Annotated in this window: 10 protein-coding genes; 2 read left to right on the top strand and 8 right to left on the bottom strand. The window is 66.6% G+C overall.

Going from position 1 to position 14,610, the window contains the following annotated elements:
* Nucleotides 1–4 precede the first annotated feature (4 nt).
* Genes O3297_RS06705 through O3297_RS06685 form a run of 5 tightly spaced genes read right to left on the bottom strand, consistent with a single transcriptional unit; the run spans nucleotide 5 to nucleotide 7,398 of the window.
* Nucleotides 5–1,195: a hypothetical protein gene (locus tag O3297_RS06705; RefSeq protein WP_305048134.1), complete on the bottom strand. Its 1,191-nt coding sequence runs from the start codon at nucleotides 1,193–1,195 to the stop codon at nucleotides 5–7.
* A 2-nt stretch (nucleotides 1,196–1,197) separates the two neighbouring features.
* Nucleotides 1,198–2,751 carry an MBOAT family protein gene (locus tag O3297_RS06700; RefSeq protein WP_305048133.1) on the bottom strand — a complete coding sequence of 518 codons (1,554 nt, stop codon included), beginning with the start codon at nucleotides 2,749–2,751 and terminating at the stop codon, nucleotides 1,198–1,200.
* Nucleotides 2,741–3,814: a glycosyltransferase family 4 protein gene (locus O3297_RS06695; RefSeq protein WP_305048132.1), complete on the bottom strand. Its 1,074-nt coding sequence runs from the start codon at nucleotides 3,812–3,814 to the stop codon at nucleotides 2,741–2,743. The genes O3297_RS06700 and O3297_RS06695 overlap by 11 nt, the downstream gene beginning before the upstream one ends.
* A gap of 2 nt (nucleotides 3,815–3,816) precedes the next feature.
* The gene (locus O3297_RS06690) at nucleotides 3,817–5,298 is read right to left on the bottom strand and encodes a lipopolysaccharide biosynthesis protein (protein ID WP_305048131.1); all 1,482 of its coding nucleotides are present in this window, start codon (nucleotides 5,296–5,298) and stop codon (nucleotides 3,817–3,819) included.
* Nucleotides 5,299–5,313: 15 nt separating this feature from the next.
* The gene (locus O3297_RS06685; RefSeq protein WP_305048130.1) at nucleotides 5,314–7,398 is read right to left on the bottom strand and encodes a glycosyltransferase; all 2,085 of its coding nucleotides are present in this window, start codon (nucleotides 7,396–7,398) and stop codon (nucleotides 5,314–5,316) included.
* Between the two features lie 152 nt (nucleotides 7,399–7,550).
* Here O3297_RS06685 and O3297_RS06680 point away from each other — a divergent pair, with 152 nt between their 5' ends.
* Nucleotides 7,551–8,837, top strand: coding sequence for a putative O-glycosylation ligase, exosortase A system-associated (locus O3297_RS06680; protein ID WP_211549505.1), 1,287 nt, complete (start codon nucleotides 7,551–7,553; stop codon nucleotides 8,835–8,837).
* A complete protein-coding gene (locus O3297_RS06675; RefSeq protein WP_305048129.1) occupies nucleotides 8,834–9,769 on the top strand; it encodes a polysaccharide deacetylase family protein in 936 nt (311 codons plus the stop codon). Before O3297_RS06680 ends, O3297_RS06675 begins: the two co-directional genes overlap by 4 nt.
* On the opposite strand, the gene O3297_RS06670 is transcribed toward O3297_RS06675, so the two are convergent.
* From O3297_RS06670 to O3297_RS06660, 3 genes are read right to left on the bottom strand one after another with little or no spacing between them, the layout of a single operon-like run.
* A complete protein-coding gene (locus O3297_RS06670) occupies nucleotides 9,678–11,618 on the bottom strand; it encodes an asparagine synthetase B (protein ID WP_305048128.1) in 1,941 nt (646 codons plus the stop codon). The two genes, O3297_RS06675 and O3297_RS06670, sit on opposite strands and share 92 nt — an antisense overlap.
* Nucleotides 11,615–12,871 (bottom strand): pyridoxal-dependent decarboxylase, exosortase A system-associated, encoded by a 1,257-nt coding sequence (locus O3297_RS06665; protein ID WP_305048127.1) that lies wholly within the window; start codon nucleotides 12,869–12,871, stop codon nucleotides 11,615–11,617. The genes O3297_RS06670 and O3297_RS06665 overlap by 4 nt, the downstream gene beginning before the upstream one ends.
* On the bottom strand, nucleotides 12,868–14,478 hold the full coding sequence (locus O3297_RS06660) for an acyl-CoA ligase (AMP-forming), exosortase A system-associated (protein ID WP_305048125.1): 1,611 nt from the start codon (nucleotides 14,476–14,478) through the stop codon (nucleotides 12,868–12,870). The genes O3297_RS06665 and O3297_RS06660 overlap by 4 nt, the downstream gene beginning before the upstream one ends.
* Nucleotides 14,479–14,610: the final 132 nt, after the last annotated feature.

Genomic DNA, 14,610 nt, shown 5'->3' with positions numbered 1-14,610 from the left:
GCGTTCAGCGCCGGATCAGCGGCCCGTCCAGCACCCGCTGCGCATAGGCCGCCTCGCGCGCATGTTCCACGCGATAGCGGTCGCGCGCCGCGCGCGTGGCCGCATGGTGGGCGTCGACGTTGGCCTGCGTCAGCTCCACGCCGAAATCGGCCGGCGGCGGCGTGTCGCCGCCAAACAGGCGGGCCAGGATCATGCGGCCCACATTGTCCCGGTAGTGCGACACCTCCCAGTAATAATGCATGTCGGGCTTGCCGCTGACGAGCGGGGTCGCTTCCGTCGTGATGCTGTTAAAGCCGGAAAAATCATACAGGCGCACGTCGCAGCCCTGCTGGCGGTGGCGCCCGGCGAGCTGCACCAGTCCCCGCTGCCAGGCCTGCATGGCATCCCACTTGCCGCGCCAGTGCAGCGCATACAAGGTCAGCGCGTGCGTGGGGTTGATGTACAGGCGCAGGCGCAGGCCACTGCGGCACAGCTTGCCGATGCTGGCGTCCAGCGCCAGTGTCGATGGCGGCGTCGGCCCCAGTCCATCGCCGAACTCCTGCAGGCGCACGGGAATGGCGTCCTTCGTGCCCAGCCAGTGCCGCATGCCCTTGCGGGTGCACGTCTCGTCGCGTTGTCCATACAAGGCCAGGTTGGAGCGGCAGACATCGCCGGCCTTGCCGGTGAGGATGCGTACGCTGTCCTCCGTCATGTCCAGGGTCAGGCCGCGCTTCAGGTTGACCAGGGCGCGCCGGGCGAAAAAGCCATGCTCGGCGCCCGTCAGGCTGTCTTCCACCCGCGCCGCCCCCATGTCCAGGGAAAAAGTGGGCGCGTCGATGCCCCACACCATGGTCTCGACGCGGCTGACCCTGGCCGCATGCTCGGCCAGGCGGATGGCGTCGCCGATCGAGGCGCCCGACACGGCGCTGTTGAAGACGCTCTTGCCGCCAAACAAGGCGCGCACGCCCGTGGGCAAGCCCAGTTCCGTGCGCGAATTGCCGATGTAGATGATGGCGGGCCGGTAGCGCGCCACGGCATAGGTCTTGGCCCAGGCGCCGAGCTTTTCATTCAACTGGCGCGGTCGCTGCAGCAAGGGGCTGTCCCACTGGTGCAGCAGGTAGGGGTCGACCTGGTAGTTCAGGAGCGAGACGGAACCGAGCACCAGGCAGATGCAGGCGAGAAAGCCGGTCAGGTAGCGGCGGGCGGCGGTATCCATGGTCAGAACTGGAAGTAGAGAAATTCGGTGACCCGGTTCATGCCGAAGATGCAGGCGACGAACAGCGCGGCCAAACCTACGCTCCAGCGGCGCGTGGGCCGCCAGCTGAAGGCCCAGCGTCCTGCCGGCTGAAAGATTCTTTCAATGGTGGGCTCGTACAGAAAGAATATTTCCTGCGTATTCGGCGCCTTGAAAGCCAGCAGCATGGCGCCCAGCAGCACGGGCAAGCCGGGGCCGGCCAGTTCGATCCAGCGGATGCCGTCAAAGGTCGGATGCAGCCCCCACTGCGCCAGGCTGGCCGCGTGACTGGCCAGGCCGCGCGGCAGGCTCACGCCATTGCTTCCCACCAGCGCGCCCGTGATGTCCCAGGCCGTGGCCACGTCGGGCGCGCGGAAGAAAATCCAGGCCAGCATGACGGCAAAAAAGGTCAGCAAGGTGGGCCACCAGCGCGCCCGGAGCGAACCGAACGCGCGCTGCCACACCTGCTGCAGCACCAGGTACAGGCCGTGCAAGCCGCCCCAGATGACGAAGGTCCAGCCGGCGCCATGCCACAGGCCGCCCAGCAGCATGGTCAGCATCAGGTTGCGGTAGCGCATGGCTTCGCCGCGCCGGCTGCCACCCAGGGGAATATACAGATAGTCGCGCAGGAAACGCGACAAGGTCATGTGCCAGCGGCGCCAGAAGTCCGCGATATTGGCCGCCTTGTACGGCGAATTGAAGTTCAGCGGCAATTTCACGCCGAACAGGCGCGACAGGCCGATGGCCATGTCCGAATAGCCGGAAAAGTCGAAATACAGCTGGAAGGTATAGGCCAGCACGCCGATCCACGCTTCGATCAGGGTCGGTTCTGCGCCGGCCGCGAACACGGGCATGGCCAGCGGCGACAGATTGTCGGCAATCAGCACCTTTTTTGCCAGGCCTATCGTAAAGATCGACAGGCCGATGGCGAAATTGGCGGCGCGCGGATGGGCGTTGGCCGGATCGGCGAACTGCGGCATCATGTCGCGGTGGTGCAGCACGGGGCCGGCGATCAGGTGCGGGAAATAGCTGACGAACAGCACGTAATGGATAAAGCGGTATTCGCGCACCTCGCCCCGGTAGCAATCGACGAGGAAGGCGATCTGCGTAAAGGTAAAGAAAGAGATGCCGATCGGCAGGATGATGTCGAGGCCGGACAAAGGCAGGCTTGCAGCGCCAGCACCGGCGGCAATGGCATTCACGCTGTCGATGAAGAAATTCGCATATTTGTAGTAGGCGAGCATCCCCAGGTTCAGCGCCAGCGCCGCGACCAGCACGCGCTTGCGGGCCGCGCCCGCGCTGGCGCCGATCAGGTGCCCGGCGCCGTAATTGACGCAGATCGAGGCCAGCAGCAGCGGCAGGTAGCGCACGTCCCACCAGGCATAGAAGAACAGCGAGGCGAGCGCCAGCCAAATTGCGGGCGCCAGGCGGCGCCAGCTGGCGGACGCAGCGGCGGTGGCCAGGCGGTCCAGCAAAAAATAGCCGGCCAGCACGATGGGCAGATATGCGAACAGGAAAGCGAAGGTATTAAACAGCATGCTGCCTCCTGGCCGGCAAGGACTGCGCCTGGTAGTAACACTCGGCAATCTGCGCCGCCACCCGTTCCCACGTAAAACGTTCCACCAGGGCTTGCACGCGGGCGCGCTCGGGCGGCAGCGCCAGCAATGCGAGGATGGCCTGGCGCTGCGCGGCGCCATCGTCCCAGGCCACCTTGCGCAGCGCGAAGACGGAATCGGGCAAGTCCAGCGCGCTTTGCGCCGTCATGACGACAGGCGTGCCGGCCGCCAGCGCTTCAAGCACGCTCAAGGGAAACACTTCGCCCTGGCTGGGCAAGGCCGCCACGGACGCCGCATGGTAGGCGCTGGCCAGCAGCGGGTCGGCGTGGTCGAGCGCACCGAGCCAGCTGACGTGCGGCAAGTCCAGCAGCAGTTGCAGATACGCCTGCTGTTCGCGCGGCGCGGCGCCGATCAGCACCAGGGGCAAGCCGGCGCCCGCCAGCGCCTGGGCCAGTCCCAGCTGGTTTTTATACGGTGAGATGCTGCCCACCATCAACACAAACGGTCCGACGATGCCCGTTTCGCGCAGGAACAAGTCGCCATTGGCCGTGAAGAAATGCGGGTTGATCCCATTCGGCAAGACGCGGATGGCATCGGCTGGCATGCCGAAACCTTGCACCATGGCGTCGCGTTCTGCCTCGCCCAGGGCGATCACCACGTCGGCCAGCTGCAAGGCGCGCCGCGTCTGCGCATAGCTCGTCTGCACCATCCACTCCGTCAGGCGTCCCGCCAGCCGGTCGGCCAGCCGCGCGCGCCAGGCGCTGGCCCGGCCCCAGCCCGGCGACAGCAGCGGCGACAGCACCACGGGCACGCCTTGTTCGCTGGCCATTTCCATGATGCGGTAAGTGCCATTGCTCGCCGAAAACACGTGCAGCACGTCGAAATCGGCCAGCCGCTCATGGTTGGCGTCCACCAGTTGCACTTCCAGGGGCCGCGCCGGCAGCTGGGGCAGCCGGTTCAGCGCGGCAATGGTTTCGCGTACCTGGATCTGCAAGCCGCCGTCGCGCTGGAACAGCATCGGGTAGGACAAGATACCGACACGCATGGTCATCCTTTCGGGCATTTGACTGCCAGCCAACGGCCAGCCAGCTTGCGTTGCAATAACAGAAACTCGCCAGCGAGCTCATGCTTCAACAGGAACAGGCCGGCCAGCCAGCACAGCAAGGTGGCCAGCGCCGTGCCCGTCAGCGCCAGCAGCGCCGGGGTCTCCACGGGCAGCCACAGCAGCGAAGCGACGGGAGCGACGGCACTGACGCCGCAGAGCAGCAGGCTCTTGCGCAATGCCCGGGCCAGGATGCGCCAGTCCAGCGCGCTCAAGCGCCGCAGGCAGCCGTAGTTCAGCCAGCTGCGCAGCACGTTGCTGAGCACCACGGCCCAAGCCACCACCACCAGGCCGAACGGCGCCGCCACCAGCAGCAGCGCCACTTTGATAACGCCCGCACAGGCATCGAGCCGCACCTGCGCATGCAGCTGGCCCGTCGCCACGAACAGGTAGCGGGCCATGCTGAACATGCTATACACGGCCGAGGACAGGCACATGATGCGGATCAAGGGCACACAGGCCAGCCATTGCGAACCGTACAACACCTTGACCAGCGGCAAAGCCATACAGGCGAGGAAGAGAAAAAACGGCCAGGCCAGCGCCGTCATGTAGCTGATCGTGCGCAGATACACGAGTTCCGCCCCGCCCTGCCCCCCTTGTCCACTCCCCTCCCGCGCGCGGGCCGCGAACAGGGGAAACACGACGGGCGAAATCGCGCTGGTGATCGCCTGGTTGAAGATATTGAGCACGCTTTGCGCCTTGCCGAACAGGGCCAGGCTTTCAATGCCGATCAGCTTGCCGATGACGAGGTCCGGCGCCGCCACGCCCGCCTCGTCGACGAGGCCGCCCCCCGTCGCATATGCGCCAAAGCGGGCGATATCGCCCATGCCGCGCCGTCCCGGCAGCCACGGCAGCTCTGCGGGCCGCACCAGCAGGCTCACCAGCAGCGAAGCGCAGGAGCCGGCCAGCGCCGCCCACACCATGCTCATGTAACTGTAGCCATGCAGCGCCAGCAGCACGGCCACCAGCAGGTTGACGACGCTATTGGCCGCGTTGATGGCGTAGATGGCGCGAAAGCGCAGTTGCCGGCGCAATATAGGCAAGGTCAAGGCGCTGAACGGTATCAGGAGGAAATTGATCGCCAGCAAGCGCAGCACGAGGGTCAGCCGGGGTTCGCCATAGAAATGCGCGAGCGGCGCGCTGGCCAGCAGCACCAGGCCCGCCAGCAGCCAGGCGACGAGCAGGCTGGTGGCCAGCGCGGCCCGCAATTTCACCGTATCGAGCTGCTTTTCCTGGATCAGGTATTGCCCCACGCCAAAATCGCGCATCACTTGCGCCAAGGCCACCAGCACGGCGCCCAACGAATACACGCCCACGTCGGCCGGCGTCAGCAGGCGCGACAGCACCATGGTGGCGATGATGCCCAGCAGCAGCACCGTGTATTTTTCGGCGAACGAGAAAAAGAAAGAATGGCGGGTGGCGCTCATGCGGGCCGCCCGCGCCTACACCAGACCCGCATAGAACTGGCGCAGCTGGCGTTCCAGGCGCGGCATCGAATAGCGCTGCACGGTTTCTTCGCGCGCCAGCCGTCCCATGCGGGCGCGCCGTGGCGCATCCATCAGCAGCTGCGCCACGGCCGCGCAGGCGGCGTGCTCATCGTCCAGCGGCAGCAGCAGTCCGCCTGCGCTGTCGTGCAGGATATCGTGCGTGCCCGGCACATCCGTGCCCACGGCCGGAACGCCGCAGGCCATGGCTTCGATGGTGGCGATGCCGAAACCCTCATTTTTGCTCAGCAGCACATGCAGGTCGAAGGCCGGCATCAGCAATTCGACGCGCTGCTGGAAGCCGGCAAACACGACGCGCTCCTGCCAACCCGATTGCCGCACCTGCAACCGCAGCATGGCTTCCAGCGGCCCCGTGCCCACGAGCACCAAATATAAGTTGGGAAACTGCGCGGCCAGGCGGGCAAACATAGCCAGCAGCGCTTGCGGGCGCTTTTGCGCGGAAAGTCGCGCCACGCAACCGAGCACGAGCGCGTCCGGCGGCAGCCCGAGTTGCTGCCGCGCCAGCATCCGGCGTTCGGGCGAAACGACAAAAGTGTCCGTATCGACGCCATTGGGAATGATGGCCAGCCGCGTCTGCGGCGCCAGCATGTCGCGGTACAGGTCGAGGAAATGCCGCATGGCCGACGGCGACACGGCATACACGCCCTTGACGCTGCGGAACGCTTCCTGCAGCCGGGGCCGCTGCCAATCGCTGAAGGCTTCCAGGGGAAACGCATTGTGCACGCTGATCACGGCCGGCAAGCGACATTGCCGGGCCAGCCACAGGATGGAAGCGCCATAGCTGGTCCAGCAAAACGCCACGTGGACGAGATCGGGCCGCAGCCGCCGCAGCCGCCACGCGCCCGTCAGCCTGGCGCGCAGCCAATTCCAGCGCCGCCAGTCCCAGTGTTCGAGAAACAAGGGCGGTTCATACACTTGCACCTGCAAGCGCTGCGCGCGCAGACCCTGTACCCAGTGAGTAAAGCCGGGAAAGCGCCGCAGGGCCAGCACGCTGTCATAGCCGCTCGCGCCCAGCACTTTCGCCTCTTGCGCCATGCGCAGCTCCATGCCGCCCAGCTCGCCCGAATAACTGCTGATGACGATGCGCGGCAGGCGCTTGCGCCGTCCCCGCCACGCTTCATGAAAAAAGCCCCGCAGCCATGCCCGTTCCCACTGGCGCAGGAACAGGTCGGCGTGGTCGCGCCGCAGCCAGGCCCGCACGGCGCCCAGGGTATCGCGCACGTATCTGCCCAGCATCCAGCGGGGCACGCCCAGCAACTCCACGCTGGGTGCGAGTGTCGCCAGCCGGCATTGGCCCCGGCCAAACAGCATGGCGCGGCGCAGTATCCAGGCGCGCTGCACTTGCGGGGCGCGGATGATGTGCGCCACCCTCGCCCGCGGACAGAACCAGGATGGGTTGCCAGCCGCATGCATCTCCAGGTTGAGCCGGGTTTCACTGCCCATGGCGTAATTGGCGCCCTGCGGGCCGATGCTTTCGTCATAGCGGGCGCCCGCCTCGAAGATGCGGCGGCGTATCGCCATGTTGGCGCCCCACACCAGGCCCGGATACACGGGAGAGTCGCGCAGGTCGGGGCTGGTAATGCCCCATGTCAAGCCGACAGGGGTCAGGCGCAGCAGCCAGTCCTCCGGCTGTTCCCGCCAGGCGGGCACGATGGCGCCGCCGAACAGGGCGTAGCCAGGATGGCTACGCGCGCTGTCCTGCAAGCGGCACAGCCAGTCGGAGGCGGGCATGGCGTCATCGTCGCCAAAGACGAACAGCTCGCCGCCGTCGCCGCCCAGGCGCAAGGCATATTCGACGGCCCCGTTCAGGGCCGGACTGCGTCCCCGCCGCGCCACACAGACATAGCTCAAGGGCAAGTGACCGCGGAAGGCGGCGATCACCCGGGCCGTGGCGTCAGTGCTGCCATTGTCGGCGATGACCAGGCGCCAGCCGCCCACGGGCGCGCGCAGTCCCATGTAGGCGCGCAATACCTGGGGCAAGGTGCCGGCGCCATTATAGGTCGCCATGAGAACGGTCAACAAGGACATGCCTCCTTGGTCTTACCATGACAAAACTGACTGGCAGTTTCCACAACGCCGAGCGGTATTGATCCAGTGTACTGAGCCTGCCCGCCAGCCCGTTGACAGGCATCAAGACCTTGGCAAGCCGGGCAACACCAGGAGCATCCCCCTTCATGCGCGACATATTGATCACCGTCATCATCCTGGGTTCGCTGCCCTTCATCCTGAAGGCGCCGGCCATCGGCGGCCTGATGTGGGTCTGGGTCAGCGTCATGAACCCGCACACGCAGGGCTGGGGTTTCGCCACCCACATGCCGTTCGCCTTCATCATCGCCATCGCCACCCTGGTCAGCCTAGTGATGACACGCGAGCCGAAAAACCTGCCCCTGACGCCCATCAGCGTGCTGCTGCTGCTGTTCGTCGCGTGGATGAACCTGACGGCGCCGTTCGCCTTGCTGCCCGAGTCGTCGTGGGTGCAGTGGAACAAGGTCATGAAGATCATGCTGATGAGCTTTGTGGTGATGATGGTGATACGCACGCGGCAGGACATCGTGCGCCTGGTCTGGGTGCTGGTGGTTTCGATCGGCTACTACGGCGTGAAAGGCGGCATCTTCACCATCCGCAGCGGCGGCACGGAGCGGGTCTGGGGACCGGAAGAAACATTTATTGGCGATAACAATGCGCTGGCCCTGGCCCTGATCATCACCATCCCCCTCATGTATTATCTGCAGCAAAACACGGACAAGCGCTGGCATCGCCACGGCCTGTCGGCGGCCATGCTGCTGTCCGCGCTGTCCGCACTGGGCTCGTATTCGCGCGGCGCGCTGCTGGCCATCGCCGCCATGGGCCTGTTCATGTGGCTGAAAAGCGAGCGCAAGATGGTGCTGGGCGCGCTGCTCGGCACGGTCACGCCGCTGTTGCTGGCCTTCATGCCCGAGCGCTGGGCCGAACGCATGGACACCATCAACACGTATCAGGACGATGTGTCCGCCATGGGCCGCCTGAATGCCTGGCGCATGGCCTGGAACCTGGCGCGCGACCGTTTTCTCGGAGGCGGCTTCGACGTCTCCGACGCCGCCATCTTTGCCCGCTATGCGCCCATTCCCACGGATGTGCATGCGGCGCACAGCATCTATTTCCAGGCGCTGGGCGAACACGGCTTCGTCGGCCTCTTCATTTACCTGGCGCTGGGCATCGCCACCTGGCGCACGGCGGCCGCCATCATCCGCCGCACGCGGGGCAAGCCGGAATTGCGCTGGGCGCACGGCCTGGCCACCATGAGCCAGGCCAGCCTGATCGGCTTTGCCGTGGGGGGCGCCTTCCTCAGCCTGCTGTACTTCGACATGCCGTATTACCTGATGGCCGCCCTGATCGCCACGCGCATCATCGTCGAACAGCAGGCGCCGGCTCTTGCATCCCGCCCGGCCAAGGCGCGGGCAACGGTGGCGGAGCAGCCATGACGGCGACGCTGTCCATCCTGATCTACCACCGCGTGCTGGCACGGCGCGATCCGCTGTTTCCCGGCGAAGTGGATGCGGCCCTGTTCCAGCGCCAGCTGCGCCTGTTGCAACGTTTCTATACGCCGCTGCCGCTCAGCGATGCCGTGCGGCGCTTGCAGGATGGCAGCCTGCCGCCGCGCGCCGCCTGCATCACCTTCGACGATGGCTATGCGGACAATGCGCAAGTGGCCCTGCCGCTGCTGCAGCGCCATGGCTTGCACGCCACATTCTTTATCGCCACGGGCTATCTGGACGGCGGACAGATGTGGAACGATACGGTGGTCGAGGCCGTGCGCCAGGCGGCCGGCCCCGTGCTGGACTTGCGCGTACACGGCCTGGGAACGTTCCCCGTCGCCAGCCTGGCACAGCGGCAGGTGGCCATCGCCACCTTGCTGGGCCAGCTCAAATACCAGCCATTTGCCCGCCGCCAGCAGCTGGCCATGCAGATCCGCCGCCAGGCGGGCGCCACGGTAGGCCCGGCGGCGATGCTGAGCACGGCGCAGCTGCGCCAGCTGCATGTGGCCGGCATGGAACTGGGCGCGCACACGGCCAGCCATCCGATCCTGTCCACCTTGGCGGATCGCGCCGCGCAGCGCGACATCGCCCATGGCAAGCAGCAGCTGGAAGCGCTGATCCAGGCGCCCGTCTCCCTGTTTGCCTATCCGAATGGCAAGGCCGGACGCGACTACGGCGCGCCGCACGTGGCCATGGTCAAAGACCTCGGTTTCAAGGCGGCCGTCGCGACGGACTGGGGCGTGGCGCGCCCCGGCGCGGAACTCGACCTGCTGCAGTTGCCCCGCTTTACGCCGTGGGATCGAGGACGCCTGGCGTTTCTGTGGCGCATGCGGCAAAACCGCCGGCAAGCGCACCCAGTGCGCCCGGATGCTGGCTGAGCCACTGTTCCAGCATCAGCAGCAGCCACACCATGGTGCCGTGATAGGCAGGGTGTTCCGCCAGCAAGCGCCCTTGCAGATCGTCGATGAAGGCGGGCCGCACGATGCCGCGCCCGCGCAGCTGGGTCAGATTATCGAAGGCAAACTCGCGCAGCGGCACGTGGCTGTGCAGCCACTGGCCGAAAGGCAAGCCGAAGCCGTGCTTTTTCTTGCGCACGATGGCCGGCGGCAGGATTTCCGCCAGCGCCCGCTTGAAGAAAGGCCGCAGGCGCATGCCGTCGAGCTTATCCTGCGGCGCCAGGCGTGCAGCGAACGCCACCATCGCATCGTGCAGGAAGGGAAACGCCGCTTCCACGCCGGCCAGTTCGCACGCCTTGCGCACCTTGAACAGGTCGTTGTCGGCCAGGGTAAACCGCATGTCCAGCGCCAGCAACTCATTGATCTGGCTCAAGCCCTGACCCTGGCGTTCCCAATACGCGCCATTCACGCAGCCAGGCGCCATGCCCGGGTCGATGGTATCGATAAAACCCGCTTCCAGCACCGTGCGGTGGCCATGGCGCAGCAGCAGGTTGTAGCTGTCGAGGCGGGCCGGCAGCGGCAGGCTCGCCTGCTCGATGTAGCGGCGCGCCTTGTCGCCCAGCCGCCACGGTTTGCCCGCGCGCTCGCGGAACAGCAGCGGCTCGATGATGGCCTGGCGCAACATGACGGGCAAGCGCTCGTACTGCGACAGCAAGGCCTGGTGCGCATAGCGCTCATTGCCGCCAAACAATTCATCGCCGCCGTCGCCGCCCAGCAGGCGCGTCACGCCATCCTCGCGCGCCATCTGCGCGCAATAGTAGGCGGGAATGGCCGAGGCATTGCCGAAAGGCTGGTCGAAAATGGCCGCCATGGCGGGAATCGCGGCCAGCACGTCGTTTGGCGTCACGTAGCGTTCGTGGTGGATGCTGCCCGCATGGCTGGCGGCCAGGCGCGCATACGCCATTTCATCATAGCCGGGCGCGTCAAAACCGATGGAATACGTGCGCGCGGGCCGGCCCGTCACCTGGCCCATGATGGTGGCCAGGGTGGAACTGTCCGTGCCGCCGCTGAGAAACGCCCCCGTGTCCGCCCCATCCGCACCCAGGCCGCTTTCCACGGCCTGGCGCAGCAGGCGCAGGAATTCCTGCTTGTTGCTGGCAAAGCTGGCCCGCGTGCGTGCAGCCGGCTCCTGGAAGGCCAGTTGCCAGTAGCTGCCCTTGCATTGCTTGCCGCCCCGCACATGAAGGTATTCACCGGGCAACAAGCGCTGCTGGCCAAGATAGGCCGTGGCCGGGCCGGGCACCATGTGGAAGAACAAATAGTGATACAGAGCTTGCGGATCGAGCGCCCCACGCACGGACGGATGGGCCAGCAAGGCGTCATGCGAGGAAGCAAAGAACAAGCCTTGCGCATTGTTCGCGTAGCTGAGCGGGTGTATGCCGGCACGGTCCACGGCCAGCAGGGCCGAGCCGGAAAAGGCGTCGAGAATGGCCAGCGCAAATGGCCCCGACAGGCTGGCGCAAGCCGCCACGCCCCGGCTCAGCCACAGGGAAGCGAGGCGGCATGCCACGTCGTCCGCCGAGCCGTCGAGTTCGGGCCGGCCCCAGATGACCACCTGCAAGCCATCTTGCTGGTACACATGGCGGCTGCCGTCGATGGCGGCCACGGCCACCCCACCCACTTCGCTCAAGCTGTCGGCCAGGGGCGCGCTATCGAAGCGCGACAAGGGCGCCGCCATGCTGGCCAAGGCGGCCTGGGCTGCACCATCGGCTGCGCTGCCGCCGGCATGCCCCCCGCCCGCCATCGCCAACCAACCGCACAGGCCGCTCATACGAGTACCTCGGCCGGCAGCGGATGGCCGAGAAAGGCCGTCGGACTGGCCGTCAAGCCATACGCGCCCGACTGGAACACCACCACCAGGTCGCCCTCTTCGGCGCGCGCCATCTCCATCTGGTCGGCCAGCAAGTCCAACGGCGTGCACAACGGTCCCACGACGGACGCCACTTCGCGCGCCCCGCCCTGCAGCCGGTTGCCGATGGCGACCGGATAATTCTTGCGGATCAACTGGCCAAAGTTGCCGGACGCGGCCAAATGATGGTGCAAGCCGCCATCCGTCACCAGAAACACTTGTCCATGCGACACCTTGCGTTCGAGCACCTTGCACACATACACGCCCGCCTCGGCCACCAGATAGCGGCCCAGTTCCAGGTTCAGGCGCGCGCCCGGTGCCGCCTGGGCCAGGATGGCGAGCTGCCGCTGCAAGCCTGCGGCCACGGGCGCCAGGTCGAGCGCCTGGTCGCCGGGAAAATACGGTACGCCAAAGCCGCCGCCGATATTAAGGGTGCGCAAGGGCGATGGCGCGCTGTCGGCCAGTTGCAGGGCCAGCTGCACGCTCAGGGCCTGCGCTTCGGCCAGGGCCGTCGCCGACAGGCTTTGCGACCCCGCATACAGGTGAAAGCCGTGAAAATCCAGCCCCAGCTGGCCGATGCGGCCCAGCAATGCCGGCACGAGGGCCGCATCGACGCCAAACGGCTGCGCGCCCCCGCCCATGCGCATGCCCGTGCGGCGCAAGGCGAAATCGGGATTCACACGCACGGCCACCCTGGCCGTCACGCCCAGCCGTTCACTGGCCAGCGCCACCCTTTCCAGCTGGGCGCCAGACTCCACGTTGATCAGCACGCCAGCCGCCACGGCCCGCGCCAGTTCGCCATCGCTCTTGCCCGGCCCCGCAAAACTGATGCGCTCGGCCGGCATGGGCGTATCGAGCGCCGTCGCCAGTTCCCCGCCCGACGCCACGTCGATGCCATCGACCAAGCCCGCCAGCCACTGCACCACGGCAGGCATGGGGTTGGCCTTCATGGCGTAATGCACGTGCACGTCAGCGGGCAAGGCGGCGCGCAGTTCCGCCACGCGGCGCGTGATGTGCGCCCGGTCATAGGCATAGAACGGCGTGCTGCCTACCCGCTGGGCCAGCCGGCGCAGGGGCATGCCGCCGACCAGCAGCATGTCGTTTTCCACGGCAAACTGGCGCAGCGGTGGGTGCGGTGGCAATTCCGTATTGTTCGAGTGGATCAAGTCCTTCATGCGGCATCTCCTGTTTGGACCGCATACGCGCGTGCCAGTTCCCTGGCCAGCAAGGGACGGTCGATCTTGCCGTTCGGATTGCGCGGCAGCACGCCGTTGCGGATTTCCACCCACAGCGGCACCATATAGCTGGGCAAGCGGGCGCGGCAGGCCGCCAGCACGCTGTCGCGCAGCAATTCCACACCGGGCGCGGGCGTGATGAGCAAGGCGATGGCCTGGCCCAGCACGGCGTGGGGCAAGCCCAGCGCCGCGGCCTCGCCCACCAGCCCGCTTGCATACGCCACTTCCTCGATCTCGGCCGGGCTGACCCGGTAGCCGGACGTCTTGATCATGTCATCGCTGCGACCCACGAAATACAGATAGCCATCCGCATCGCGGCGCACCGTGTCGCCCGACCAGACGGCCAGTTCCGGCAGCACCAGGCCGCTGGCCTGCGGCGGCAGCGGCTTGAAGCGCTCGGCCGTGCGCGCCGCATCGTTCCAGTAGCCGAGCGCCACCAGCGCGCCGCGGTGCACCAGCTCGCCCGGCTCGTCCGCGTCGCACACGCTGCCATCCGGACGCAGCACCAGCACTTCCGCGTTGGGAATCGCTTGCCCGATGGAATCGGGGCGCCGCTCCAGCTGTTCCGGCGCCAGGTAGGTGGAACGGAACGCTTCCGTCAAGCCATACATCAGGTAGACCTGGGTGCGCGGCAACGACTGGCGCAGCTTGTCGAGCGTGGAGCGTTGCATCACGCCGCCCGAATTGGTGATGTAGCGCAAGGGCGTGGACAATGGCCAGCTCAGCTGCGACAGCTGCACCCACAGGGGCGGCACGGCGGCCAGGCCCGTGATGGCTTCCTGCTCCACGGCTTCGACGATATCGCGCAGCAGCAGATAATTCATCAGCACGGCGCAGGCGCCGCTGGCAAACGCCGTCGTCAGCTGGCTCAGGCCATAATCAAAACTGAGCGGCAGGACGCATAAAATGCGGTCCTCCGGCGTGTTGCGCAGGTAGCCCGACACGCTGAGCGCGCCCGCCAGCATGTTGCGATGCGACAGCACCACGCCTTTCGGCCGCCCCGTGCTGCCGGAGGTATATAAAATGGCGGCCATATCGATGTCGATCGCCACATGCGGCTTGGGTACGGGCGCACCAAAGGCGGGCACATTGGCGGGCACCGCAGTCCACGGCAGCACGCGGACCTTGTCCAGGCTGGACTCCGCATGCCCTTCACCCGTCAGCAGCACCGTCCGCAAGTCCGGACAGGCGGCCAGCGCCGGACCCAGCTGCGCCAGGCGTTCGCGCGACGTGACAAGGATGGTCACATTGCAATCGGCCAGGATGTAGGCCACCTGGTCCGGCTTGAGCAGCGGATTGACGGGCACGAACACGCCGCCGGCGGCCGCCGTACCGAACATGGCGCTGATGTTTTCCGGGCGTTTTTCCAGGTACACGGCCACGCGCGCGCCACACTGCAAGCCCAGGGTCAGCAGGGTGCCGGCCGCCTCGCGCACGGACTGCGCCAGCGCGGCATAGCCTATTTCCTCGCCCTGCCACGACAGGGCCGGCGCGTGGGGGGCGCGCTGCGCCGTTTCGAAGATCAGATCGTGTATCAGTGTCGCCATCGTTTCGCCCCTCTGCTCGGCATGCCAGGTCATGCATCCCCTATGATTGGGACAAACGGGCGCGGCAGTGTTGATTTTTATCAAGTAAGCGCCTCTCGCGGCGGCCGGCCGCCGATCCGGCGCAATGCTTGA

It is taken from the genome of Janthinobacterium sp. SUN128, from assembly GCF_030587275.1.
Lineage (GTDB): Bacteria > Pseudomonadota > Gammaproteobacteria > Burkholderiales > Burkholderiaceae_D > Janthinobacterium > Janthinobacterium lividum.
Note: the sequence above shows the minus strand (reverse complement) of the source record. Positions and strands in the feature narration are given on the sequence as shown.

Coding starts and splice junctions, on each gene's coding strand:
- O3297_RS06705 (WP_305048134.1), bottom strand. CDS start 1,195: ATGGATACCGCCGCCCGCCGCTACCTGACCGGCTTTCTCGCCTGCATC.
- O3297_RS06700 (WP_305048133.1), bottom strand. CDS start 2,751: ATGCTGTTTAATACCTTCGCTTTCCTGTTCGCATATCTGCCCATCGTG.
- O3297_RS06695 (WP_305048132.1), bottom strand. CDS start 3,814: ATGCGTGTCGGTATCTTGTCCTACCCGATGCTGTTCCAGCGCGACGGC.
- O3297_RS06690 (WP_305048131.1), bottom strand. CDS start 5,298: ATGAGCGCCACCCGCCATTCTTTCTTTTTCTCGTTCGCCGAAAAATAC.
- O3297_RS06680 (WP_211549505.1), top strand. CDS start 7,551: ATGCGCGACATATTGATCACCGTCATCATCCTGGGTTCGCTGCCCTTC.
- O3297_RS06675 (WP_305048129.1), top strand. CDS start 8,834: ATGACGGCGACGCTGTCCATCCTGATCTACCACCGCGTGCTGGCACGG.
- O3297_RS06670 (WP_305048128.1), bottom strand. CDS start 11,618: ATGAGCGGCCTGTGCGGTTGGTTGGCGATGGCGGGCGGGGGGCATGCC.
- O3297_RS06665 (WP_305048127.1), bottom strand. CDS start 12,871: ATGAAGGACTTGATCCACTCGAACAATACGGAATTGCCACCGCACCCA.
- O3297_RS06660 (WP_305048125.1), bottom strand. CDS start 14,478: ATGGCGACACTGATACACGATCTGATCTTCGAAACGGCGCAGCGCGCC.